The 25,178-nt window shown below is 41.1% G+C and carries 20 protein-coding genes and 1 pseudogene; 14 read left to right on the forward strand and 7 right to left on the reverse strand.

Annotated features, from left to right (window positions below):
• Nucleotides 1-6 precede the first annotated feature (6 nt).
• Complete coding sequence (locus A6K76_RS03890) at nt 7-510, reverse strand: GNAT family N-acetyltransferase (protein WP_066462298.1); 504 nt, start codon at nt 508-510, stop codon at nt 7-9.
• The gene (locus A6K76_RS16730; RefSeq protein ID WP_169817980.1) at nt 494-646 is read right to left on the reverse strand and encodes a hypothetical protein; all 153 of its coding nucleotides are present in this window, start codon (nt 644-646) and stop codon (nt 494-496) included. The genes A6K76_RS03890 and A6K76_RS16730 overlap by 17 nt, the downstream gene beginning before the upstream one ends.
• Before the next feature lie 135 nt (nt 647-781).
• Here A6K76_RS16730 and A6K76_RS03895 point away from each other — a divergent pair, with 135 nt between their 5' ends.
• Together A6K76_RS03895 and A6K76_RS03900 are read left to right on the forward strand one after the other, a co-directional pair.
• Nucleotides 782-1,507, forward strand: a complete 726-nt coding sequence (locus A6K76_RS03895; RefSeq protein WP_066462299.1) for an alpha/beta hydrolase — start codon at nt 782-784, stop codon at nt 1,505-1,507.
• A 24-nt stretch (nt 1,508-1,531) separates the two neighbouring features.
• Nucleotides 1,532-1,795, forward strand: coding sequence for a hypothetical protein (locus tag A6K76_RS03900; protein ID WP_066462304.1), 264 nt, complete (start codon nt 1,532-1,534; stop codon nt 1,793-1,795).
• Nucleotides 1,796-1,843: 48 nt separating this feature from the next.
• Here the strand turns inward: A6K76_RS03900 and A6K76_RS03905 are convergent, their stop codons facing one another.
• The 3 genes from A6K76_RS03905 to A6K76_RS03915 all read right to left on the reverse strand — a co-directional run bounded on the left by A6K76_RS03905 (nt 1,844) and on the right by A6K76_RS03915 (nt 4,472).
• On the reverse strand, nt 1,844-2,872 hold the full coding sequence (locus A6K76_RS03905) for a dipeptide epimerase (protein ID WP_066462305.1): 1,029 nt from the start codon (nt 2,870-2,872) through the stop codon (nt 1,844-1,846).
• Between the two features lie 13 nt (nt 2,873-2,885).
• The gene (locus tag A6K76_RS03910) at nt 2,886-4,046 is read right to left on the reverse strand and encodes a DUF819 family protein (RefSeq protein ID WP_066462307.1); all 1,161 of its coding nucleotides are present in this window, start codon (nt 4,044-4,046) and stop codon (nt 2,886-2,888) included.
• A 99-nt stretch (nt 4,047-4,145) separates the two neighbouring features.
• Nucleotides 4,146-4,472, reverse strand: coding sequence for a DUF3870 domain-containing protein (locus A6K76_RS03915; protein WP_066462309.1), 327 nt, complete (start codon nt 4,470-4,472; stop codon nt 4,146-4,148).
• Nucleotides 4,473-5,037: 565 nt separating this feature from the next.
• Between A6K76_RS03915 and A6K76_RS03920 the strand changes: the two genes are divergently transcribed.
• The 3 genes and pseudogenes from A6K76_RS03920 to A6K76_RS03930 form a co-directional block, all read left to right on the forward strand.
• Nucleotides 5,038-5,292: a hypothetical protein gene (locus tag A6K76_RS03920; protein WP_066462311.1), complete on the forward strand. Its 255-nt coding sequence runs from the start codon at nt 5,038-5,040 to the stop codon at nt 5,290-5,292.
• A 432-nt stretch (nt 5,293-5,724) separates the two neighbouring features.
• Entirely contained in the window at nt 5,725-6,486 is a 762-nt protein-coding gene (locus A6K76_RS17175) for a methyl-accepting chemotaxis protein (protein ID WP_425393860.1), read from the forward strand.
• Between the two features lie 417 nt (nt 6,487-6,903).
• Nucleotides 6,904-7,434 (forward strand): annotated as a pseudogene (locus A6K76_RS03930) (nuclease-related domain-containing protein); the annotation flags it as partial.
• Between the two features lie 171 nt (nt 7,435-7,605).
• Here the strand turns inward: A6K76_RS03930 and A6K76_RS03940 are convergent.
• Nucleotides 7,606-9,288 (reverse strand): methyl-accepting chemotaxis protein, encoded by a 1,683-nt coding sequence (locus A6K76_RS03940; protein ID WP_066462319.1) that lies wholly within the window; start codon nt 9,286-9,288, stop codon nt 7,606-7,608.
• Between the two features lie 565 nt (nt 9,289-9,853).
• On the opposite strand from A6K76_RS03940, the gene A6K76_RS03945 reads away from it, so the two are divergent.
• Nucleotides 9,854-10,528 (forward strand): GntR family transcriptional regulator, encoded by a 675-nt coding sequence (locus A6K76_RS03945; RefSeq protein ID WP_066462321.1) that lies wholly within the window; start codon nt 9,854-9,856, stop codon nt 10,526-10,528.
• Between the two features lie 15 nt (nt 10,529-10,543).
• Here A6K76_RS03945 and A6K76_RS03950 read toward each other — a convergent pair whose 3' ends face one another.
• Nucleotides 10,544-11,659 carry a tetratricopeptide repeat protein gene (locus A6K76_RS03950; RefSeq protein ID WP_066462323.1) on the reverse strand — a complete coding sequence of 372 codons (1,116 nt, stop codon included), beginning with the start codon at nt 11,657-11,659 and terminating at the stop codon, nt 10,544-10,546.
• A 98-nt stretch (nt 11,660-11,757) separates the two neighbouring features.
• Here A6K76_RS03950 and A6K76_RS03955 point away from each other — a divergent pair, with 98 nt between their 5' ends.
• From A6K76_RS03955 to cheB, 8 genes are all read left to right on the forward strand, one after another.
• Nucleotides 11,758-12,084, forward strand: coding sequence for a hypothetical protein (locus A6K76_RS03955; protein ID WP_066462324.1), 327 nt, complete (start codon nt 11,758-11,760; stop codon nt 12,082-12,084).
• Nucleotides 12,085-12,252: 168 nt separating this feature from the next.
• Nucleotides 12,253-13,698: a tryptophanase gene (locus A6K76_RS03960; RefSeq protein ID WP_066462326.1), complete on the forward strand. Its 1,446-nt coding sequence runs from the start codon at nt 12,253-12,255 to the stop codon at nt 13,696-13,698.
• A 154-nt stretch (nt 13,699-13,852) separates the two neighbouring features.
• Nucleotides 13,853-15,514 (forward strand): DUF262 domain-containing protein, encoded by a 1,662-nt coding sequence (locus A6K76_RS03965; protein ID WP_066462328.1) that lies wholly within the window; start codon nt 13,853-13,855, stop codon nt 15,512-15,514.
• A 513-nt stretch (nt 15,515-16,027) separates the two neighbouring features.
• Nucleotides 16,028-16,474 (forward strand): chemotaxis protein CheW, encoded by a 447-nt coding sequence (locus A6K76_RS03970; RefSeq protein ID WP_066462329.1) that lies wholly within the window; start codon nt 16,028-16,030, stop codon nt 16,472-16,474.
• Between the two features lie 308 nt (nt 16,475-16,782).
• The gene (locus A6K76_RS03975) at nt 16,783-19,278 is read left to right on the forward strand and encodes a chemotaxis protein CheW (RefSeq protein WP_066462334.1); all 2,496 of its coding nucleotides are present in this window, start codon (nt 16,783-16,785) and stop codon (nt 19,276-19,278) included.
• Nucleotides 19,279-19,296: 18 nt separating this feature from the next.
• Nucleotides 19,297-23,016 (forward strand): methyl-accepting chemotaxis protein, encoded by a 3,720-nt coding sequence (locus A6K76_RS03980; protein ID WP_066462335.1) that lies wholly within the window; start codon nt 19,297-19,299, stop codon nt 23,014-23,016.
• A gap of 328 nt (nt 23,017-23,344) precedes the next feature.
• Entirely contained in the window at nt 23,345-24,154 is an 810-nt protein-coding gene (locus A6K76_RS03985; protein WP_083995271.1) for a CheR family methyltransferase, read from the forward strand.
• The gene (gene cheB / locus A6K76_RS03990) at nt 24,155-25,174 is read left to right on the forward strand and encodes a chemotaxis-specific protein-glutamate methyltransferase CheB (protein ID WP_211271731.1); all 1,020 of its coding nucleotides are present in this window, start codon (nt 24,155-24,157) and stop codon (nt 25,172-25,174) included.
• Nucleotides 25,175-25,178 lie beyond the last annotated feature (4 nt).

Raw genomic sequence — 25,178 nt, forward strand, 5'->3', positions numbered from 1 at the left:
TAATTGTTACTCATCAAAATAACGATCGACTAGTTCCTCATCGTATAAATCCGCCATCATAAATACAAGACCATCTGGATTCGATGTTGCTGCTTCCTCTTCAATTAATGGAATAAAGCCTCTGTTTACATACCAATCGTATCGCTCAATCAATGCTTCGAGTGTGATGTAGCGTTCATTTACGGTGTGAGCCACTTCAAAGATTTGGTAAAGCATTGCTGTGCCATATCCCTTTTTTTGAGCTGTAATGGATGTTGCAATACGAGCAATATCTAAGCAAGGAAAGTCGAGTTGTTCTCCTGCAATTTCAACTTGCAATGTCGATTTTCGTAAACTAAAAAAGCCTACTAACTCATCTTGATCGAATACAAGTGTCGTACTGCATTCTTTCGTAATGGTGAGGTAATAGGCTTCTTGTTTTAGGAAGTTTTCAATACTCGTATTGCCACATTTAAAACGTTGGATTTGCGAGAAATCCTCAAGTGTAATGAACCTACTTTTCAAATTCACGTTGTTGCTCCGTCCATTTCTTCATTGCGAGTGCTTTACGCTTCTCTAATTGCTTTTGATGTTGTTCAGCTCGCTTCAAAAAATTGAAGGCATCGTTACCTTTAATGACGGGACGTTTACGTATTTCTACTGCCATCATAATCACCCCTCTATGCTTTAAGTATATTAATTTTTGAGGCGAATCGCAAATGGCAAAGGGTGCTGTAGTAAGTACAACAAAATGTTGTTAATCCTTGTACAATAAAGGAAAATGGTTAAAAAGGAGATTTCAATGAAAAAGTTATTTATGCGAGGTTTACTCGTTATGGCGGTCGTTAGTGTCATTGCAGCGATTGCGTTTTACAGCTGGGCGATGGCGACGTACGGACCGAGTGAGGAGTTGCAACAGCTTGTACAGTTAGATGAAGTGGCAGTTGTGGACGATGCGCTCGTATTTGAACCAGGCGAAGCGGCGCGAAATGGCATTGGTGTGGTGTTGTACCCTGGTGCGAAGGTTGAAGGAGCAGCGTATAGCTATTATGCGCAGCAACTGATGAACGAAGGGGTGACCGTTATCATTCCGGCGATGCGGTTGAACTTTGCGCTATTTAGTCCGAATGTGGCGGCGGATTATGTCGAGCAGTTTGCGCATATTGATCGTTGGGTTGTCGGTGGGCATTCGCTCGGTGGGGTTGCAGCGGCAATGTATGCAGCAGAGCATGAGGTGGACGGGTTGCTGTTGCTCGCATCGTATCCGAGTGACGGGACGAATTTGCGTGAGGCGACGTTTCCAGTGCTGTCGTTGTCTGCGGAGTATGACGGTTTAACGACGCGAGCAGACATTGACGCGTCTAAGGAGCGATTGCCTAAGCATGCGATGTTTGTGGAAATCGCAGGAGGTAACCACGCGCAGTTTGGCATGTATGGTGCGCAAAAAGGTGATGGTGCGGCGACGATTTCAGCGGTGGAACAGCAAGAGGCGATCGTTACGTGTACGCTGGAGTGGTTAGCGCAGTAATTTCTGAAATTGGAGGAGCTAGCGATGAAGGATGAACGTTTAATTGAAGTATTTAATGCATGGGAAGAATTAAGTCAAACACCGGATACGATCATTGCTTATCACTCACGTCTAAAAAGTATTATTGATGAGGAAGCGAAGTTAGATTACGCTGAGCATAAGGGTATCGAAAAAGGAATTAAACAAATTGCGAAGAAGATGATTGATAAAGGTAAGAGCAATGAAGAAATTATGGAGTTTACGGATTTAAGCGTTGCGGAAATCGATCGTATACGACATGAAAAGTAGTAGAAAACCCATGAGCCTGTTGAGTAGCTCATGGGTTTTTTTGTGCTGTTATACTTGAACAAAGCAACGATCGTATTGTAAATGGGTTGGTTTGCGGTCAAGCCATAACGGTGCGTCTAAGTCGAAGTATTTAATGTTTGGATGGGCCGCAGCGACTTGTGCAGCAGCGGCAACGGAAATACATGATTCCATCATACTGCCAATCATGCAAACGATGCCTTTTGCTTCGGCAATACTTGCAATTTTCATCGCTTCTGCAATACCGCCACATTTCATTAGCTTAATGTTAATTAAGTCAACGTAGTCGCCTTCAATTAATGCGAGTGCATCGTGGGCAGAAAATAAGCTTTCGTCTGCCATAATTGGCGTTGTGACGTGTTCTTTCACATATTTCAGTCCTTCCCAATCATTTGCACGTACTGGTTGTTCAATAAATTCAATCGGATAGTTTTTTTGTTCAAATTGTTTAATAATATGAACGGCTTCTTTCGGCTTCCAACCTTGATTTGCATCTAAACGTAGAACGATATTTTTAGGTATAACGGAAGTAATTGCTTCAATTCTTTGTATATCGAGCAACGGGTTGTCACCGACTTTGATTTTTAATGTAGTGTAACCTTCAGCAACAGCTTGCTTAGTCGCTTTTTCCATATTTTGAATCGTATCAACACTAATTGTCATACATGTTTGTAGCGATTTTTGGCCACCTAAATATTGTGGAATCGAAATACCTAACATATTGCAATATGCGTTATGTAAAGCAATATCTATAGCAGCTTTAGCACTCGTATTATTAATACAGCACTTTTGAACGTTTTGTAAAAGCTCATTGAAGTTCACAATTGATTTCCCAATAATACTTTGTTTGATTGGACCTAATAACGCGGCTTCAATGCTTTCGCGGCTGTCTCCAGTAATGACATATGTCGGCGCAGCAGCACCAATGCCTGTTATGCCGTTCTCAAGCTGAATTGTTACAATAACATTTTCAATTTGATGCACTGTACGTAGCGCAGTAATAAAAGGTGTTTTTAAGGCGATAATTTCTGTTGCCACTTGTAAATCCTTAATGATCATTCGTAACTCTCCTTTACAGTAGCGATAAAATTTTACCGATAGCCATCCCGAAATACGTACCTAAAAATGAGCCCATTAATGCCATAATGACGCCGACTGGAATAAGCGCTTTATTGTAAGCGGCGGCGAGCATAGGTGCGGAAGCCATTCCGCCAATATTAGCAAGACTCGCAATACCTAGTGTGAATAAGTCGAGTTTGAATAATTTACCTAAAATAAGCATAATAATTAAATGAACACCCATAATTAAAAAGCCTGAAATAATATAAATCGGTGCTTGTGCAATATCAGAAAAGTCTGAGTGTGAAGCAATTAATGCAACGACGATGTATAGCATTACGTTCGATACATCAAACGTACCTGGAATTCGTGACAATGGTGTTAATGCTAAAATTAAACCTAATACAGAAGCGATTACAATTGTCCATGTCGTACCGTTAATAATATCTCCGATGACCGGTAATTGATTACCGAAGAAACTAGATAATGAAGAAACAAGTAAGCCAATTCCTAGTAAGTATAAAATGTGCTCGAATTTTGCGCCTTGATCGTCAGTAATGTTATCTGTATTTAGATTAATTGTGTTCGTAAAGCTAGTATCCGCTTTCGTCCATTTGTTAAAGCGATCTGCAAATGGTACGAGCCAAAACATAAACATAACCCATACAGCATAATTGATTGTATCCATCATTAATACGTAACCGAATATTGTTTCGGGTACGTCTAAAATACTTTGTAGTGCGACCATGTTCGCAGAGCCACCTGTCCAACTACCGGCTAATGCACCGAAAGCTTTCCAAGTATCCTCTACATAAAATGATTGTAATAGCGCATAAACTAGTACGAAACCACATGCGATACTAAACACCGCAACAGCAAATGAGCCTAACATTTTAGGTCCAAGTTTAATCACAACTCGAATATCACATTTCAGTAACATTAAAAATAGCATCGCCGGCAGTAGTGCCCAACGTACGTTACTATACGCTGCTTCTGTTGATTCATTCGATTCGAATAACCCAAATGTTTGCATTAATGCAGCTCCGATGTAAATGAGGACAATGCCAGGAATAAACTTCATAAATTTTGTTTTGCCAAACTTCTTTTCAATGAAAACCATCACAGCAGCTAGTGCAACGAGTACACTCACATACATAAACCCATCTTGAATCATTTTCCTAATCTCCTTTCAAACTATGCATTATAGGGGACTCACTATGCTTTAATACAAATAAAAAAATCCAGTTCACTGTAATAGCAAACTGGATTTCACCTATGTTGTTTTAGGTAAAGCAGTGATTTGATTATATTTTCTTTGCACATCTTTAAAGGCAACGAGCAACGCTTTTTGTGAAGAACCAAAGTAGCGATTTTGTATATTGCTAACGATTTTCTCGTCGTTAATATTGTAGTTCACGAGGAGCGAAGCGATAAATTTAACAGTCAATGATACGGTAGCAGAGCAATCTACATCTACAATAATACCGTTTGATCGATCCACTGCTACACCTAAAAAGAATTGATTATATTGCTTTGAAATCGGATTATTTTGAGAAACTTGTGCATCTCCAATAACGTAAATAATTTGATCATGGAACATATTGTGATATTCCCCTTAAAAATTTTATAGGCAAATATAGCGATAGGTAAAGACCCGACTATACTTATATAAAATTACTTTTATTTATTATAACTTTTTATTGAATATTCTTTCAATAGTTTTTGGAAATAATGATAGTATTTATAATTTAAGTACAAACTTTTCTATTTATACAGGTCTGGTGATTAGCCACTTTTATACAGCTGAATCGGTTGTTTTCACCAGCAAAACTGACATGAATGCATCATCGTAGTGGCACGGAGCGTACGGTGAGCCCTAGGTACTTTTGCCTCGAGTAACCGCAGAGGCAAAGCGAACCGCTATACGCGAAATGCCAGTTTAATAGTTAATCAACACGCTTGATACTTTTTCGGAGTGGCATATTTTTCGTTTAGGACGTTTTCTATTGTTCATGTATGAAAGAAAAAGGCATACAGCAATATTTACTTATAACTTTAGGCGCCAGTGATGAAAGTTTAATCGAAGCACTTAGCAAGTAGTTATTCCATGCAAAATAATTATTTGCTAAACTGTTAGTGAATTATTGTATGGAGAGGTGAGTATCGTGGGAGAAAGTATTTTCACGCCGATTTTCATTGGCTTTGTTGTGAATGTAGCTTTGTTTTTCGTTGTGCGATATGGGCTGAAGCGGAATTTTCGCCAAGCATCGCGCATTACACTCATTGCGGCGATCGTCGTCGGCATTAGTTCGTTGATCGTGTCGGGCTGGCAAGGAATAGGTATTGGCGTTGTGAGCTTAGGGATGTTTAGCTGCAGCGTATTATTGTATGTGCTTAGCTTTTTACCATCGAATCAGTAGCGAAAGAAGTATAGAAGTGTATACAGTTTATGCATAATAAGTACTATACAAAAGGTGTACTTAACTATTAAAATAGAACGAAAAAGCTGCTTAATCAGTTGAGTATTAAGTAGCTTTTTTACTGTATTTATAAAAAAATAGTTACTTCTTTGTGAACAAAAATGGTAGAAATTTCGGAAAGATGAACATAATAGAAATTATGTGCATATTTATAGGAAATTATATCATTGGAGTTGTATAGCGCATAAGTAAAAACCATGTTATGTTATTCAAGGAAATGCTATATTTACAATGAAAAAACATTTTGAAGGTAAAATTTAGAGATTATTATAGAGGAGAACACAAATGAATACAGTGCGTACAATGAATTTAAGCAACGCGTTACACCCGACTTTACAAAACTATTTAGAAACGTTACCTTTATTCCACGACATGTTACCAGACTTAGGGATTGGGTTAACCGATACGGAGAAGTGGCTTACATATTTGCCTGGTGAAAAAATTGATATCGGTGCAAGAGCGGGTACGAAAATTAATCCGAAAGAGCCTTTAGCTGATTGTATTCGTAAAAACATTACAATTCGTGATGAAGTGCCACCTGAGTTTTTTGGACTTCCATTTACCGGATTAGCAGCACCAATCGTACATGAAGGTCGAGTAATTGGCGCATTAGCGGTGCAATTGCAGCGACAAAATGAAAAGAAGCTTCGATGCATTTCAGATCAAATTTTAGATGCACTTGGCAATGCGAACAATCGTGTAGAAGCGATTACGACAAGCTCAGAAGGTTTATCAAAGACGAGTGATAAATTGTTAGCGCAATCGACACATGCGATGGCAGAAGTGAAAAATACAGACGAAGTACTAAACTTCATTAAACGCGTAGCTGATCAAACGAATCTTTTAGGGTTAAATGCAGCGATTGAAGCAGCACGTGCAGGGGATAAAGGGCTTGGGTTTGCGGTCGTTGCCGATGAAATTCGAAAGCTGTCGTTTGAAACCGTTTCTTCTACAGAAAAAATTCGACAAACGTTAACGAACATTCAAAACGCAGTGAACGAAATTACTGCATCAATTCAAGAAGTTGTCGTTGTCGGACATGAACAAGCATCGTATACAGATGAAATTTCAGAAATTTTCACGAAAATTGAAACGATGAGTAAAGAATTAAATAAATATGCATCTGAATTATAATGATGAAAAAAGACTCTTGCACGATTCGGCAAGAGCTTTTTAGCATAATAAGCGTGTTGCGGCTCGCTTTGTTTTTTGCGATTACTTGAGACAGAAAAACATATGCTCCTGCGATTACTCGTCGCAAAAAACATTTTAGCTGTTCTTTAAGGGGTGCGAATGTGCAGCATTATTTCTAGCTTGTTGCTGAAAGTTATGAAGTTCACTGTATAAAAATGGCGTATCAACAGATCTGTGTTCATTTTGTTATTTTTAACGTTTTCGTTGAGTAAACTGCGACCGTCCGCTTATAATGAAGCAAATTGTGAAGGCGAGGGGAGCGTATGGGATGGTTAATGTTATACGTCATCGTGTTACTTGTGCTGGCCATTGTCGCAAAACGGAATGTGTCAAAGCTAAAAGGCTAGACGCGTCGTAAGGAAGCTGCGGTGGCTAGGGAAGCATTATACGAGCTATCATGATGTATATGTGCCGAAAGCAAACGGTGAGCTTACGCAAGTTGATCATATTGTGACGTCACCATTTGGCATTTTTGTAATCGAGACGAAAAATTATCGAGGAATGATTTTTGGTTCGGAGCACGATAAATATTGGACGCAAATGCTCGGGTCGCATAAGTTTTCGTTTTACAGCCCTATTTTTCAAAATCGTGCGCATGTCAACGCAGTGAAGTATGCGGTGAAGCGAAATGTGCCGATTCATTCTGTCATCGTATTTTCGAACGAGGCGACGCTTAAGCTGCCAACGTTTGAACAAGCAACGGTCATTTCGCTAAAGCATGTACGAAAACAGTTAAAGCAGTATGACGAGCCGCTAATTGCTTCACAAGAGCTTACAGCGATTAACGAGGCGCTGCAGCAGCTCATGTCACAAACGATGTTTGAAAAATGGAAAAAAAAGCGTCGTCATTTGAAGCAGCTAAAGCGTGCTCGTGTACGTTCAAGATAGAAAAAATATGAATGAGTTCGTAGACGAGCATGCAATCGTTGAACACTTTGTTTGTAAAACGATTAACGGCATGAGCAATCGCTTCAAGCAAAAAGCGCCGCCTACATGTCAGAGCCGTTTATATAACGACGAAAAACCGAGCGTATGTGAGTGCGCTCGGTTTTTTTACGTTTATGTGGTGAATTGATTAAGCTGTTGCTCGAACGCCTCTGTTTGGTGACGAATGGCGTCTGTTGAGCTATGGATCGTATGAATTTCTTGTGATTGTAACTGCATGGACTGTGCGACTTCTTGGAGCTGACTAGACGTTTGCTCGATATGACTAGAAATGCCGGTAATCGAAGCGGACACTTGCTCAGAGGAAGCGGATAGCTGTTCTGATGCAGCAGACACCTCTTCCATTTCCTTTTGAATTTGGACGATCGCGTCGTTAATTTGTATGAACGAGTTACCTGCTAAGTTGAGCTGTGTAACGCTTTCTTTCACCGTTTTTAAGCTGCTATGTACCGCATCGTTTACGTCTGTCGTATCTTGTTGAATTTCTGCTGTGAGCGATACAATTTCTGTTGCGGCGCTCTTTGATTGCTCTGCAAGCTTACGAACTTCGTCGGCGACAACCGCGAAGCCTTTACCGTGTTCGCCAGCACGTGCCGCTTCAATTGATGCATTTAATGCGAGTAAATTCGTTTGATCTGTAATCGTCGTAATGACGTTTGACATTTCCTCGATTTTTGCAGATTGATTTACGAGCTTTTTCATTAAATCGTTCGTCGCCTGTGTAATTTCATACACGCCTTGCACTTGCTGTTCCGCCGCAGTAATCGTTGCGACCCCTTCATTTGCAAGATTTGTCGTTGCGACGGATAGCTCTAGCACTTCATGTGTTGATTCAGCAACCTTTTGTAGCGCCTGTGTCGTTTCCTCCATCACGAATGCGCCTTCCTTTGATGACGTCGCAATATGCGATGCGCTACTATGCATGTCATTTGTGTCCGCTGTTACTTCCTCAATTGATTGGGACACGTTCGACATGGAATGAAACATTGTCATTGTCGATGTGTTTAGCACATTCGATGTTTTTTGTAACGTATGAATAAATTCGTGCAGCTTATTTTTCATCATATTAAACGATTGTCCGAGTAATTCGACTTCATCGCCTGTATGAAATTGTACATCGCTTATGTTGAGGCGACCGTCCGCGATATTAGCCATCGAGTCGTGTAGCTGTAAAACTGGTTGAACAATTTGTGCATTCGTGCGACGAACAACGCGAACCCCCATATAAATTGCAATGCCGATAATGATGACAAACACAAATAGCGTCATAAACGAGATCGTATTTGTAATGTTAGTTGCAGAGTCAAATGAGCTGCTAATACGTAATGAAAAGGCGGTTGCCTCCTGTAAAAGTGCTTCTATTAAGCTCTCCTCGGAGTCGTGCAGCATCGCAATCGCCTCATCTGTACGCCCCGCTTGCTTTAATGCGACAACATCATATAAAAAGGATTCGTATTGTTCGATAGAGTCGTTTAAGTTATGTAGTGCATCTTTAGATTCCTGTTTGAAAAATAGTGCGTCGAGCGTCGTTACTTTTTGCTCGATGTTGGCTGTTAACGCCTCGAACTTAGCGAGCCCATTTTCATTGCCAAGTAAGTAGCTTTCGATGTATGCTTTTTCTTCAATGACATGACGTTCTAATTCTTTCGTGTACTCGATTTGATCGACACCTGTTTCAACAGTGGTGCTGTAAATTGTACCGACTGCTTTTAGCATCACTAAACTAATAATACTTGTTAAAATAGTAAGTAAGATGAGGTGTGTAAATGATTTTTTAAGTTTTCTTTGTATAGACATATGCATTCTCCTTCAATAACTGTAGTGTGATGTACATGAGGCAGCTATGTAAAACTACATGCCTGTCGTGCTATAGAAGGGAATAGAGTTCCTATATGATATGTGACGGAGATGTGAGTAGCATCTATAGCGCAAAAAAAGTTGTATTTTTCGAATATACGTATTATTTTAAAGTAAAATCATCTTGTATACAAGTTAGTGCTGTATAGAACATTTGAACGTTTTGTGTACAACTAAAGGACTATTATTTAAAAAGGTTATATGCTGTATGTTACTTTTGGTATGTTTAGTTGCACCGATATACATATAAATATTGTGAAGAAGTATACAATTTTAAAGCTATATTTCGAAGTAACATGTAGATGAATGTTCTGAAAATGAAGGTGGCGATATTTGTTACTAATGTAACGTCTTATCAATACGCTCAATAGACGGTGAATATTAACTATTCGACTCTTTACGTCATGTTCGCCGCCGAGCCGCAATACGTTCACTGCTCAGTTACTGGCTAATTAACACGTTTAATATAAAAATAGAAGTGTACAGGCATTTAGGAGGAATTGTAATGGAAGAACCATTAGCGAAGAAAGCATATTTTGTGTTAGAGGAGCAATTCATTAAAGGCTACTACATGCCAAATGAAAAGCTGTCGGAAAACCAACTATGCAAGCAGCTAAACATGAGCCGAACGCCGATTAGGCAGGCGCTCAGTCAGTTTATTGAAAAAGGATACATTACATCGGTCGACAAAAAAGGTATTTTCGTCAAGCCGATTTCAATTAAATATGCGCTAGATTGTCGAGATGTTGTGATGGTGCTAGAAAAGGAAATGTGCAGCCGATTATCGACATGTTATGAAGCGATTCGTTTTGACGAGTTACAGCAAATTATTGAACAGCAAAAGCAGGCGCAAGTAACGAACGATTACTATTTTTATTTGCATCATCATTTTGAGTTTCGCGCAACATTGTTTCGATACGTTAACAATAGTGCGTTGACGAATGCATACAAATATTTAGTGAAAGATATGATTCGCATCGCAATGGTTATTTGGCGCAAAACGGCGGAAAAGCAACATTATTCGCTTATCGAAAAGGATTACCGTTTTTTAACGTGCTTGCACGACAAAAATTTCGAAAAGCTTGCAGAAATTTGTTGTGATCCGTATACGTTTGAAATCGATGCGCTAAAAAGTAGCATGTATAAAATGTTTTTAGCCGACCCTGATTTTGTCGAGTAATTATCCATAAAGGGATTATATAGTAAACCAACGAACAGCGGTGCCATGACCAGTGAAGTCGATTTTGCCTGCTTTACGCAGCTCAGCAACGACTTTGTTAATGGTAGCCAAGCTGACATCTGGGCATGCTTGCTGAATGTGCGCTTTTGTAAACGGTTCAGTTTGTTTGACGATGAACGCTTCGACGCGCTGTGCTTTTGTTTCGACTTTGCGTTTTGGCGTCGGTCGCTCAGGGCTTAAAAACGCTTCTGCTAACGGATAAAATGTTGTTAAATCCTCAGATGACAATGTTAAGTAGCGAGGAAGGTTTGTTGCTGTTAAATTAGCTTTACTGCCTGCTGCTGTAATGTCTTCAGCAGAAGGAAGCGGATTTAACTTATATTTTGATTCGTACGTAATGATCAAGCTATTTGCAATGGCAGATGCAACGAGCTCACGTAATTGAAAATCAGATAAATGCTCGTAGCGGTCCGCAAAAAGCATTGCTTGATGATAATGGAAAATGGCTTGTTTATCATCGTCAAGCACTTGTAAAAGCTGAGCGATGGATAAGTGAGATTCAATTTGCATGTAGTCGAGCGCAATCGACTTTTCGTAAGCCGCCATCGCAAGTTCAGGTCGTGCGCCCATTTTATATACATTGCCGAGCTTGTTCCAAAGTAGTGCATTTTGACGGTCTTGAGCAATGAGGGTTAAATAATGCTCCTCTGAATCAGTTCCAAACGTTGGTCGAAAGCCATCTGATAACATATTTTCACCGAAATGAACAGGAAAACTCACGTATGGACTTAGCATAGCTGCCATTATAAGTAGCTGAATATCGAGTGGTTCTTCCCAACAACCAGCAGCGTTACATTGCTTACAGCGAAAATATCCTGAATACTGTTTGTCTTTTGGCTTTTCAGGATTTACGGCAATGACGCCGACATCGTATTGACCTTTTGCTCCGCATTGTGTGCAGCGAAGCATCATATTGTTTTTACCAAATGGTAGTTCAAATTTACGGATGTGATTGACAACGGATTTTACGTAGACACCGCCTAAATGTTTGAATGTTGGTTTCTCGGGAACTTTAGCTGACGAGTCGTCCAACAAAGCGTGAATAAATTTCGGATTAATTTGTTTGCTCATACAGCACCTCCATTTTTCATTTATTGTAACAGAGAATGAGCGTAAAAAATGCTATAATGGCTGCAAGAAATATTACGATTGGTTTGGTAGGTGTACATATGTTTAAGAAAAATTTATTGAACAAGTTACATGTCGATGAACAAAAACTAGAAGCGGCGAAAGCATCGACAGCGAGTTATTTCGGCGAGCTGAAGTCGATTATGACGAAAAAGGACGAGGAAGAAGCGAAGCAAGTGGAAGAGCCGCAAGCAACCGTTTCTGAACAGCCGACTGACCGTGACAAAAAGGCGTTGTTTACATATAAGCAAGGCGATAAGGAAATTGTGGTTGAGAAAAACGACGTGCTTGACACAGCGGAGCTACTTATTGACGTGTCGAGTCCACGTAGTGCAGCGAAGCGTTTAATAAAAATGATGCGAGATTAATCGAAAGAGCCGTTCGAAATGTACTTTCGAGCGGCTTTTTTTATGTGTCGCTTCATTAAAAAAACAATTCTGTAAATTGAATTTTCTAACATTTCAAACGATTGTTGTTGTACGATAGTGTTAATTTGTTTATCACATCAATATGATGAAGTTTGGAAGGAGATTATTATGTCAATTACATTTTATTCAGGTGAAAATATTCCGTTAGAGATGCACAAAGTACGCATCGTGCAAAAATTAAACTTACCTCCAGTCGAGGATCGTGTTGCCGCGATTCGCGAGGCGGGATTTAACACATTCCTTCTGAAGAACGAAGATGTTTATATGGATATGTTAACGGACAGCGGCGTAAACGCGATGTCTGACCGTCAGCAAGCGTCAATGTTAGAAGCGGACGATAGCTACGCAGGCTCAGCGACATTTACGCGCTTATCAAATAAATTAACAGAGCTATTCGGTACAAAATATTTCTTACCGACACACCAAGGTCGCGCATGTGAAAACATCATTTCACAAGTGCTCGTAAAGCCCGGTCAAACGGTGCCGATGAACTATCACTTCACAACGTCAAAAGCGCACATTACAGTAAACGGCGGTACAGTAGAAGAAGTGTTTAAGGACGAGGCGTTAAACTTAAACTCAGAAGACTTATTCAAAGGGAATATGGACATTGAGAAGCTAACGACGTTAATCGAAGAGCGCGGCGCAGAAAACATCGCGTTCGTACGTGTTGAATCCGGCACGAACTTAATCGGTGGTCAGCCACACTCAGTAGAAAACTTAAAAGAAGTTCGCGCAGTATGTGACAAGTACAACTTAAAATTAGTGTACGACATCAGTTTACTAGCAGATAACTTATACTTCATTAAACAACGTGAAGATGCATATAAAGAGAAATCAATTCGTGAAATTACGCGCGAGCTTGCAGACCAAGCGCACATTTTATACTTCTCAGCACGTAAGCTAGGCTTTGCACGTGGTGGCGGTATTATTACGAACAGCGAAGAGGATTACTTAGCAATGCGTGAGTTCATTACGCTTTACGAAGGGTTCTTAACGTACGGTGGTATGTCAGTTCGCGAAATGGAAGCGATCACAGTTGGTCTTGACGAAACGATGGACGAGCAATACATTTCACAAGGTCCTGAGTTCATTAAGTTCATGTCTGATGAATTACAGAAAAAAGGTGTGCCAGTCGTATTACCAGCTGGTGGCTTAGGCTGTCATATCGACGCATCAAAATTCCTTGAACATGTACGACAAACGGATTACCCAGCTGGCGCACTAGCAGCAGCGATCTACATCGCAAGTGGTGCACGTGGTATGGAGCGCGGTACGATGTCTGAGCAGCGTGACGAAAACGGCGTCGAAACGTTAGCGCACATGGAATTAGTACGTATGGCAATGCCACGCCGCGTATTTACGTTATCACAAGTGAAATACGCAGTAGACCGCATCGCTTGGTTATATGACAACCGCGAGCTAATCGGCGGCATGGAATTCGTTGAAGAGCCGAAAGTGTTACGTTTCTTCTTCGGTAAACTAGAAGCGAAAACGGATTGGCCGGAACAATTAGCGGCGAAATTCCGCGCTGATTTTGGCGATAGTTTATAATAATGAAACCTACTTCTCGAGCTGAGGAGTAGGTTTTTTTATGAACGCCTATAGTATAGCGAATCGTCTCTTTATTTTCATTTATACTGGATCTTGTCACACATTTTATGTACACTTAGTAAAATAGTAACAATTTCATGTGAGGATGGTTTCAATGACGATTAAAAGCTATAATTTTTACTCTGTCGAAAAATACTTAATGTCAAATACATATTATGTTCCTGATTATCAGCGTGAATATTCGTGGGTTACCGAGGAGCAAGTGCAAGATTTTTGGGTGGATTTAACGGATTTAATATTACATGAGCGTGAAAATCACTTTTTAGGTCAAATTGTTGTGCATGAAGATATGGAAACGAGACGTAAATATATTATTGATGGGCAGCAACGTTCATCGACGTCTGTTATTTTCATGTCCGTATTGCTGTCGTTGTTTGATGAATTATGTAAAGAAACAGGAAAAGAAGCGGCACGCAATAAAGTAGAGGATATTCGCATTCAGATTATCGGGCGATGGAGTGAAGAAGAAAACGATTTGAAATTCCATATGGGAAAAATAGATAATGAGTTTTTCCGCAACTATATTCAACGTAGCCAGCCGTTCCCGGAAGTCATCGGTGAAAGCTCGCATAAGCGAATTCAATCTGCATACAACTTCTTTTACAAGCAATTGCATAGTATTTTAGAGAAAGTACCAATTGACGAGCGTTATGACACACTTGTTACGTACTACAGGGCATTTAAAGATCGCTTTACTGTTATGTATGTAGAAACAGATGATATGAACGAAGCGTTTATTATTTTTGAGACGTTAAATGCTCGCGGCAAAGAATTAGAAACTGCGGATTTATTAAAAAATCACTTGTTTAAAATTGCAGCATCACAAATTAATGATGTAAAAAATAAATGGCTATGTATGCAAAATCAAGCAGAAGGAATAGAGTTAACGAAATATATTCGAACGTATTGGAACGCGAACTATCCGTTTACGCGCGAGCGCGAGTTATATAAACATTTGAAACGACACGTAACGAATTCGGCGGCGAGCATTCAATTTACAAATCAGCTCGTACACAATTTAGATGTGTATAAAGTGTTAGTCGATCCACAAAACGAAAGCTTTTTTGCGGATAAGGAAGTAGAGATGTATATTCGTAATTTAAAAATGTTAAGTGCAAGCACTTATTATCCACTTATTTTAGCGATGTATAATAAAGGCTATGACGAGGCACAAATAAAGGAAGTGCTAAAAGCGATTGAAAGCTTCATTGTACGAAATTGCGTCATTGCAGGACGTGTCGCGAATAAGTATGAGCTGACGTTCTCTAAAATTGCACAGCAAGTAAGTGACAAGCAATTGAGTGTATGTGATATTTTAGGTGAGATGCGAGTAGATGTAATTACAGATGAAGAGTTTGAAAGTTATTTTGTCATTGCAAATATTAAAAGTGCACCGGTCGCTAAATTTATTTTGCGCAAAATTGCGGACTATGAGCAAAAGGAACTTATTATTAACCCGAGCAATAAGGACATTCATTTAGAGCACATTATGCCAAAAAAATTAGGCAAATGGGATGTATCAGAAGAACAACATCAAAAGTATTTACATCGCATCGGCAATTTAACGTTGTTAGCAGACGAGTACAATACGTCGATCAAAAACAAACTGATTTATGAAAAGTCTGAAACGTATCGCGTGTCGAAAATTGAGATGACGAAAAAATTAGCAAACGTTCATGAATGGAGCGCTTCAACAATTGAAGAGCGCCAGCGAGAATTGTTCGACATTGCTAAACGTGTATGGCCTGCATTTTAAAGCTTTCCTAAAAGAATTCTCCTTCCTCAAGCATGAAAAATAAATAAAAGTATCAGGTCTGTTGATACGCCACTTTTATACAGCTGAATCGCTTGTTTTGAACAGCAGAATGGGAATTATTGCTGTTTTGTTCGTCGGATTTCCACATCGGGGCAAGCTTTTTCGCTTTTCCTGCTGGAGTCCCTACATTGTTTCGAGTCTCATGCGCATTATAAACTTCAATACCTTCTCTATAAATTAAATAAAGCCCCCGTTATTGAAAGTATGCATACTTTTAATAATGGGGGCTTTTTTACACATGTATACAAGGTTAAATATTTGTTAATAGGAATGTGTTCCTATTTTGAGTTTTTTTTGTTGAAGCGTATAAGAAAGCGGTTAATGTTAGCTTTTTTTACGATTTAATATTAATATACAAGGATAACTTATGTCCTATATAGGAATGCAATCTCATTTTAAAAGGAATTAAATGGTACTATAATCTTATGTATAGAGAAAGAGCAGGTGTAGAGGATGGATTATGATGAGCATGTACAAAATGCGCAATATGTCGTGTTTAAAATTAACAATCAATTATATTCCCTTTCTATTGGAGAAGTCGTTGAAATTTTAAGAGTACCAGAAATTACAGCCGTTCCGGGAACACATTCCGTGATTGAAGGTGTTATTAATTTGCGAGGTAATATTATTCCGATTGTTAATTTGCACAAGCGCTTTAACATGCCGCAGCTGAGTGAACGAACGAAAAAAAGTCGCATCGTCATCGTGCAAGGTGAGCAGGAGCATATCGGTTTCATTGTAGAGGAAGTACATATGGTCACAAACTTTGATGAGGATCATATTGAGGAACCACTAGGACAGGCGTTAGAGAAAGAAATTTTTGTTAATTTTGCGAAATCAGACGGACGAGTAATCGGTATTTTGAACTTAATGAAAGTGTTGTACGAATTAGAGAAATAAAATTGCAAGTGTGTTGATACGCTATTTTTATACAGCTGAATTGCTTGTTTTCAGTAGCAACACAAAGATGAAAACGGCATTTAGTGGCATGGAGCGTGCGGCGAGTAATCGCAGGAGCACACGTTTTTCTATCTTGAGTAATCGGACAGACAAAGCGAGCTGCAATGCGCGAAATGCCTAATCAACACGCTTTATAAAGTTGTTCTACAATGAGAGGAATGCAATCACCGAAAGATAAGAAAGTTTACCTCGACGTGTAAAGCAGCCTAATAGATGAGGAAGAGCTAATAGAAGATGGCGGTGAAGCAATGGGTGGATTTGATTTATCGGATTATTTAGGTGTGTTTTTAGATGAAGTAGATGAACAGCTGCAAATATTAGATTCGGAAATATTAATGCTTGAAAAAGATCCGTTTAACGAGAAAACGATTCAAGTAATTTTTCGTGCGGCACATACGTTAAAAGGCTCATCGGCAGCGATGGGCTTTGAAAAGATGAAGGAGCTTACGCATCATTTAGAAAACATTTTCGATAACATTCGACAAAATAAAATGACTGTGACGACGAGTTTAGTCGGCTTAATTTTTAGTAGTACAGATTTATTGCGTCAGCTGAAAGAAGAAATTGTAGCGGGGGCAAGCGATGTAGTCGATATCGAACCGATGCTGCGCAAGTTAAAGCTACAGCATGCGCAAAAAAGCGGGCAAACAGAAGGAACGAATGAGGCGCATAAAAAGCTTGCACTTGATGAATACCAACAGCTTGCAGTTAATGAAGCAGTTGCAGCAGGGCAGCACGTATATGACATTCACATTACGTTAGCGGACGATTGCGTGATGAAAAGTGTTCGCGCATTAGTGACGCACAATCATTTAGCGGAGCACGGCGATATCGTTGTCATTGAGCCGGCAGTTGAAGCGATTGAAGCGGTCGAAACGTTTGACGGTGTGATGCAATGCGTGTTTGTGACGAACGATGAGCGACAGTCGTTGGACGGTGTATTAAATCAATTAACGGAAATAAAAGCGTGTACAGTGCAGCAACTGAGCGAAAAGGTGAGCGAAAGCGTAAAGCAACCGGAAGCAATTGAGCCAGCAGACAAAGTGGAGAAAGTGCTACCGCCGAAGTTGAAAGTGCCAGCAACAGTGCGAGTAGACGTTGATAAGCTAGAGCTGTTAATGAATTTAGTCGGTGAGCTTGTCATTGATCAAACGCGCTTAGTCGATGTGCGCGGACGTTTTGCACAAAAAAACATTCATAACGAAGTCGAGTTTGAAATGCTTGATGATGTGACGAATCATTTGAATCGCGTCGTGTCGGAGTTACAAGAAGGCATGATGAAAACGCGTATGATGCCAATTGAACAGCTGTTTAATCGCTTCCCACGCATGGTACGAGACACGGCAAATACAGCGCATAAAGAAATTGACTTCATTATTGAAGGGAAGGAAACTGACCTCGATCGTACGTTAATTGAAGAAATTGGTGACCCGATTATTCATTTATTGCGCAACTCAATCGATCACGGTATCGAGCTACCAGAGGAACGATTAGCACAACGTAAACCGAGAAAAGGACGCGTCGTTTTAAGAGCAGCACATGAGGAAAACCACGTTGTCATTACGATTACCGATGACGGAAAAGGTATCGATGTGGACAAGGTGAAGCAATCGTCGGTAAACAGAGGTTTGTTAACGGCGGAAGCGGCAGAACGTTTAAGCGAGAAAGAAGCATTGTTTTTAATTTTTAGTTCAGGCGTGTCGACAGCTCAAAAAGTGACAGAGCTATCTGGTCGCGGCGTCGGCATGGATATTGTAAAGTCACATATTGAAAAGCTAAACGGTATTATTGACATTGAATCGACTCCTGGACAAGGAACGGTGTTTACAATTCAACTACCTTTAACGTTGGCAATTATTCGCTCGTTGCTCGTGAAATTTGCGGATCGTACATTTGCGATTCCACTTGCGAACGTCATTGAAATTGTACGTTTAAATCAAGATGAAATTCAAGAAATTCAGCATAAAGAAGTCGGTGTCATTCGAGGAAGTATTTTGCCGCTCATTCGAATGGATGAAGTGTTGCATGTACGTCAGCCAGAAGAGCGCGTTCATCGCAAGCGCGAATTTGTTATTGTCGTTGGTGTCGCAGATAAACGAATTGGCTTAATTGCAGAGCGCATGATTGGAAATCAAGAAATCGTCATTAAATCGCTCGGTTCTTACATCGGTACACCGAAACACATTTCGGGGGCGACAATTATGGGTGATGGTAGCGTGGCGCTTATTTTAGATGTGGCATCAGTCATTAAAGAGCAAGGGGCACAAACGATTGAGTCACATGCAATCGAACGGGCACAGCAAATTGTAGAGGACAATGAGCTCGTGACGTTTATGTGTAAAGATGAGGCGTACGGTATTGATATTCAGTATGTAAAAGACATTATTGCGGTGAAAAAACTTACGAGTGTAGCAAACGCATCGAACGAGCTGCTTGGCATTTTACAGCTGCGCGGCAACATGATGTCGGTATTTGATTTACGCGCACTGTTGCACGTAACAGCGACGCCGCAAACGAAAAAATCGCGCATTATTATTATTGACTATAACGGAGTAGAGTTTGGATTACTCGTAGATGAAGTAGCACAAGTATTGAAGCTTGGCGATGTACAAATCGAAGAAGTACAGCATAGTGCACGAACGACACAAACAAATATTATTCAAGGCGTTACGCAGCTACAACAACGCGCTATTTTCATTTTGGCGCTTGAGAAAATTGTCGCGACCGTCGTCCTTGAACGATAAAAGGAAGAAGGAAACAAAATGGGCTTTTTTAATAAATCAAAAATTCAAAAGCAACAATTTATTCGTTTCATTAATGAGATCGAAAGTGAAATGCTGCTACTCGAGCAATCTATTACAAAGCTAAAAAACGGTAAGTCACAACAACATAACACCGTTCAACATATTAACGCCGCGATAACGCAATTAATGACGTCAGTGCAAAACGTCGCAACGAATGCAACGGAGCTAAAAGATGACAACGCACAAGCGGTTCATAAGCTAGCAAGCGTTGCACAAGAGCTAGCACAGCTAAATAAAGAAATGGAAGGCAATTCGTTATCGCTGCAAGATATTTCTGCTGTATTAGAAGAAATGACGGTGCAAACGGAGCAAGTTGCAAGCAATTCAGTTGAAATGAAGAGCAGCGCGAGCACTGTATCTGAATCGATTCAAGAAATAGCGGCATCGATTGAGCAAGTAGCAAGTAATAGCGCCCATACGACAAATGCCATTTCCGCTATTTCAAGCTCGGTAAATACGATGAAGCAGTCGATTGGCAACGTTGAAGAAAGCACGCAAAGCTTAAATGGTTCGACGACAATAATGTACGACACGATGCAACATGTTGTAAATTCTGTGAAGCACGTAAAGGAGAATGCGAGCAATTCTTCAACAGCTGTTGAAAACATTGCGACGACGTTACATGAAGTAAGCAATTCAATTATCGGTGTGCAGCAAAATGCAGCGTCATTAGCAGCGATTACAGAGCAGGCAAACTACGCCATTCAAGAAATTGCAGCAACGACAACACAAGTAGCAAACAACGCTGCAACGACGACACTTTCTGTAGAGGAAGTAAGCAACGGCATTGAAGAAATTGCACAATCGACCGCTCAGCTAGTCGATAACGCGCTTAGTTTAACGCAATCAGCACAGGAAACGAGCGTCGGCATGCAAGAAATGGCCGCATCGATTGAGCAAGTGACGAACAATACGTTGAATACGACGACAGCAGTAGAGGAAGTATCGGCTGCAATTGAAGAAATAGGGACGCAAATTCGCATGGTTGCAAACAATGCTGAAGTGTTAACGAATTCGTCAACAGCAACAGGAGTGGCAATCGAACAGCTAAGCGCTTCTATTCAGCAAGTGTCAGGAAACGCAGGTAGCACGGCAAGTTCAATCGAGCAAATTGCCGCATCGTCTGAGCAGTTAAACAACACGAGTGCGACGATTTTTGACAATATGCAGGAGCTAGCGACAAATGTAGGTGAAGTGTCAGCAGCTACTCAAGAGATGGCGACGTCAATTGAGCAAGTGTCAGGCAATTCACGCAGCACATCAACGTCGATTGAGGAAGTGTCAGCTGCAATCGAGGAAATGGGTAGTCAAATTCAAGGTGTTGCACGCAATGCGGAATCGTTAAATGGTTCGTCTCTAGAAGTGTCATCATCTATTCAGGAGCTTGCGGCCTCGGTCGAGCAAGTAGCAGGTAATGCGGAAACGACAGCAGCGTCAGTTGAACAAATGTCAGCATCGATTGAGGAGATGAGCTCATCGATTGAGGACGTAGCGAAAAACGCGGAAAGCTTAGCGCAAACAGCAGAGGAAGCGAGCGAATCAATTCAAGAAATGGCCGCATCGATTCAGCAAGTAGCAGGCAATACAGCGAACGTTAATAACTTAGCAGCAGCTGCAATTGAAGATGCGCTACAAGGTCGTATCGCCGTACAGCAATCAGTAGAGGGTATGAAGGAAATTGGTGTCGTCATTGGACAAGCATCAAGCGTTATGCAAAATCTCGGCAAAAGCTCAGATGAAATTGGCAGCATTATTGAAGTGATTGACGACATTGCCGAGCAAACGAATTTACTCGCATTAAATGCGGCGATTGAAGCGGCGCGTGCAGGTGAACACGGTAAAGGATTTAGCGTAGTAGCAGATGAAGTACGTAAGCTAGCGGAGCGTTCAGCAGCGGCGACGAAGGAAATCGCGAAGCTCATTAAAGGCATTCAAGCAGAAACATCTGATGCGATTCAAGCGATTGAAGTTGGCGAGCAAAAGGTTGAAAATGGTCATGCGTTATCGGAGCGCGCAAGCAATGCAATCGAAAAAATCGTTGGCGGTGTAGAAGGAATTACTGTCCAAATGGGGCAAATTACGACAGCGACAGAGGAGCAGGCGAAGCAGTCACAAACGATTGTTGATTTAGTAGAAAACGTGACGAATCAAGCAGGCTTAGTAACAGCTGCAACAGTTGAACAAGCAAAAGGTGCTAGTGAAATTGTAAAAGCGGTGTTCGACACGAGCGAGCAAGTGCAGCAAATTAGCGAGGCCGTGCTAGCACAGGCAGCGCAGTCACAGCAAATCGTGCATTCAACAGAAAGCATGATGAGCCAAGTCGATCAAGTGACAGTAGCGGTGAATGAGCAAGCAGCTGGTGTGAAGGAAATTATTACAGGTGTCATTAATGCGCGCAATCAAATGCAGCAAATTATGACAGCAACCGAGGAGCAAACGAAGCATTCTCAAGGTATCGTGACATTACTATTAGAAGTAGATGAACGCTCAGACTTAGTCGCAGCAGCAACGGGTGAGCAAACGATCGCGATTCGTGAAATTGTAGAAGGCATTCGCAACTCACGTGAGCAAATGCGCCAAGTAACAGAGGCGGCGAATGAGCAATCAAATCAGTCGACGGTCATTACTGCAGAAGTAGCGAGCATGATTGATCAAACGAAGCAAGTAGCAAGTGCGATGAAAGAGCAAGCTGCTGGAGCAGACGAAATTGTACGTAGTGTTATTACAGCGCGCGAGCAAATTCGTGAAATTCAAGGTGCGCTTGAAGTGCAGGCGACGCAATCGCAAAGCATTGTAAAATCAGTGGAAAACATGACGAATCAAGCACAACTTGTTACGGATCAAACAGAAAATCAAGCTGTGAGCACGAAAAATGTTGTAGCGGGTGTTGTGAACGCTCGCGAGCAGGTGCGCCAAATTACAACAGCGATTGTCGAGCAAGCTGAACAGACGAAGCAAATTGCTACAAATATGGAAGGGGCAAAGGAGCAAGCAGTACAAGTGAGTGAGGAAGTAACAAATCAGGCAACATGTATTCATACAATGAACGAGGAAGTTGCGAATACGCGCAGTGAAATCGTCAGCATGGAAAATGTGACAACAGCTTTAATGACGAACACGGAAAGCTTAACAGCAGACATTGAGCGCATCGTTACACAAGCAGCACAAATTACGAATTCGATGACGGCGCAACGAAACGATGCAGAGGAAATTGCAGGTGAGCTAATGAAGGCGCAGCAGCAAGTGGAGCAAATTGCACAATCTGTTGAAGGGCAAGCGCAAGAGGCGACGACGATCGTGACGATGATGAGCAATGTAACGACTCAATCCGATGAAACAGCAGGCGCGATCGTTGAGCAGGCAAAATCGTTAAACGACATTGTAAAAAGCGTTGCAGCAATTCAAGACGGCATCGCTAATGTAGCGAACAAGTCAACATCAATGTCAGCAGAAAGTGACGATGTGCTAAACGTTATTAATAACATGGGCAACGTCACGCGCCAAACGACGAATGTAACAAATACGCAGCTAGACCAAGCGCGCAGCATCCAGCAGTTTATCATGGCGATCGATAGCAGTTTAAAACAATCTGACAATGATGTTCAAACGCTAGAGCGTAAATTCACGCAGCTACAAACGATAAAAAAGCAGGCGAAAGATACAATCGCTCAGTTGTAAGTATAGGTAAAATTCGTACAAATAGGCTGTCCAATGTTACGTATTGGGCAGTCTTTTTGTACATAATCATGAACGTAATTTCAGGTCTGTTGATACGCCACTTTTATACAGCTGAATCTGTTGTTTTCAGCAGCAAAACTGACATGAATACAGCAGTGTCGTGGCATGGAGCGTGCGGCGAGACTCCTTAGGGAAAAGCTCGTGCCTCATAACCAACGTCGTGTTCGCCGCCGAGCCCAAGGAAAGCGAGTCGCAATACGCGAAATGCCAGTTGAATGGCTAATCAACACGCTTGACGTAATTTTATATAAATGGAGTGTTTGAATACGTGATTACACAGCAATCTTTAAAACATTTAGCGCAAACAGTTTATGAGTTTTGTGGCATGGATTATACATCAAATTTAATGACGTTTGAAATGAAAATTACGCGTCGTTTAAAGACGTTGCAGCTTAGTAGCATTGACGAATATATGCGCCTACTTGAGAGCAGTCGACGCGAAATGGACGCATTAGTCGAGGTGATTACGATTAACGAAACGTACTTCTTTCGTGAGGAACGCCAGCTACATGTGTACGAGCAAAAGCTATTGCCAGAGTTGCAGCGAAAAAAGAAAGGCACGATTAACGTTTGGAGTGCAGCTTGTTCAACAGGGGAGGAGCCGTACACGTTAGCGATGCTTGCGGCGAATATAGGTCTCTATGCGAAAGAGCGCATTACGATTACCGGTTCAGATATTAATACGACGGTGCTGCAATTTGCACAGCAAGCAACATACGCGAAAAAATCGCTATCGTTTCGCCGCATCGAGCCGTATTGGATACAAAAATATTTCGATGAGCACGACGCCAGCTTAACGCTAAAAAAAGAAATACGCGAGCTTGTGGAATTTAGTGCGATCAATTTAACGAATCCGCGCATGTATGCAGCACACCTAGCATACGACATTATTTTTTGTCGCAACGTGCTCATTTATTTTGACGAGGCGACGACGAAGCAAGTCATTACGTCATTTCATAAAATATTAAATAAAGGCGGCTACCTATTTTTAGGGCATGCAGAAATGATTCCGAACATGAAAGAAATAGGCTTTGAACTAATAAACGATAGTGGTACATTCTATTATCGGAAGGAATAAATGATGAAAACATACGGCGTCTTAGTAGTAGATGATTCAGCACTAATGCGAAAATCGATTAGCGCACTCATTGAATCACATCCTGAATTTTACGTAATCGGGAAAGCAAGAAACGGCATCGACGCATTAGAAAAAATAAAGACATTACGCCCCGCACTTGTGACGATGGACGTGGAAATGCCAGAAATGAACGGCATTGAGGCAGTGCAGCACATTATGGAGCGTAATCCTGTTGCGGTCATTGTCATTGCGAATGAACGCGCGCAACAGGAAGCGGCGATGCAGTACGGTGCGGTCGATTTTTTATTGAAGAAATACGTATTTGAGGAGCAGGAGCTAAGTGAATTTCATGAGCGCTTAACGAAAGCGATGAAAGTGAAGCTACGTCAGCCCGTATTGGAGGAAGAAACAATTATAGTAGAGGAGCCGCATGTTGAAAGCGATATGGAGTTGCTCATCATTGGTGCATCAACAGGTGGTCCTACAGCACTACAAAAAGTCATTCAGCAAATGGAGCCGCATTTTCCGGTGCCTGTATTTATTATTCAGCACATGCCGCCTGGGTTTACGAAGTCTCTTGCGACGCGTTTTAACCACTCGTGTGCTATTACCGTGAAGGAAGCGGAGGATCATGAAGTGCTGCAGCGCGGCGTCGTATACATTGCGCCAGCTGGTTTACAGTCGTCGATTTTGCGTAATAAAGGCGGCTCGTTTACAGTAAAGCTACATGACAAAACCGAGGTTGAAACGCTCTATCATCCGTCAATTGATGTTGCACTATTATCGATTGCATCATCGGTAAAAAACGGATTAGTTAGCGTCATTTTAACCGGTATGGGAGACGACGGATTACGAGGCTGTCAAGAAGTGAAGCGCTACGGTGGTCGCGTCATTGTCGAGGCGGAGGAAAGCTGCGTCGTTTACGGCATGCCAAAAGTCGTCGCGCATGCAGGCTATGCGGATGTACAAGTGCCGATTAATGAAGTGTTTTCAGCTATTTTAAACGAATTAAACATATAACTCG

This window comes from Caryophanon latum, assembly GCF_001700325.1.
Taxonomy (GTDB): Bacteria; Bacillota; Bacilli; order Bacillales_A; family Planococcaceae; genus Caryophanon; species Caryophanon latum.

Excerpts from the sequence above, each read along its gene's own strand:
- A6K76_RS03900 (WP_066462304.1), top strand. The coding sequence starts at position 1,532 with ATGAAGGATGAACGTTTAATTGAAGTATTTAATGCATGGGAAGAATTA.
- A6K76_RS03945 (WP_066462321.1), top strand. The coding sequence starts at position 9,854 with ATGGAAGAACCATTAGCGAAGAAAGCATATTTTGTGTTAGAGGAGCAA.
- A6K76_RS16730 (WP_169817980.1), bottom strand. The coding sequence starts at position 646 with ATGGCAGTAGAAATACGTAAACGTCCCGTCATTAAAGGTAACGATGCC.
- A6K76_RS03895 (WP_066462299.1), top strand. The coding sequence starts at position 782 with ATGAAAAAGTTATTTATGCGAGGTTTACTCGTTATGGCGGTCGTTAGT.
- A6K76_RS03970 (WP_066462329.1), top strand. The coding sequence starts at position 16,028 with ATGGATTATGATGAGCATGTACAAAATGCGCAATATGTCGTGTTTAAA.
- A6K76_RS03915 (WP_066462309.1), bottom strand. The coding sequence starts at position 4,472 with ATGTTCCATGATCAAATTATTTACGTTATTGGAGATGCACAAGTTTCT.
- A6K76_RS03910 (WP_066462307.1), bottom strand. The coding sequence starts at position 4,046 with ATGATTCAAGATGGGTTTATGTATGTGAGTGTACTCGTTGCACTAGCT.
- A6K76_RS03955 (WP_066462324.1), top strand. The coding sequence starts at position 11,758 with ATGTTTAAGAAAAATTTATTGAACAAGTTACATGTCGATGAACAAAAA.
- A6K76_RS03980 (WP_066462335.1), top strand. The coding sequence starts at position 19,297 with ATGGGCTTTTTTAATAAATCAAAAATTCAAAAGCAACAATTTATTCGT.
- A6K76_RS03975 (WP_066462334.1), top strand. The coding sequence starts at position 16,783 with ATGGGTGGATTTGATTTATCGGATTATTTAGGTGTGTTTTTAGATGAA.
- A6K76_RS03965 (WP_066462328.1), top strand. The coding sequence starts at position 13,853 with ATGACGATTAAAAGCTATAATTTTTACTCTGTCGAAAAATACTTAATG.
- cheB (WP_211271731.1), top strand. The coding sequence starts at position 24,155 with ATGATGAAAACATACGGCGTCTTAGTAGTAGATGATTCAGCACTAATG.
- A6K76_RS03960 (WP_066462326.1), top strand. The coding sequence starts at position 12,253 with ATGTCAATTACATTTTATTCAGGTGAAAATATTCCGTTAGAGATGCAC.
- A6K76_RS03950 (WP_066462323.1), bottom strand. The coding sequence starts at position 11,659 with ATGAGCAAACAAATTAATCCGAAATTTATTCACGCTTTGTTGGACGAC.
- A6K76_RS03905 (WP_066462305.1), bottom strand. The coding sequence starts at position 2,872 with ATGATCATTAAGGATTTACAAGTGGCAACAGAAATTATCGCCTTAAAA.
- A6K76_RS03940 (WP_066462319.1), bottom strand. The coding sequence starts at position 9,288 with ATGTCTATACAAAGAAAACTTAAAAAATCATTTACACACCTCATCTTA.
- A6K76_RS17175 (WP_425393860.1), top strand. The coding sequence starts at position 5,725 with ATGTTACCAGACTTAGGGATTGGGTTAACCGATACGGAGAAGTGGCTT.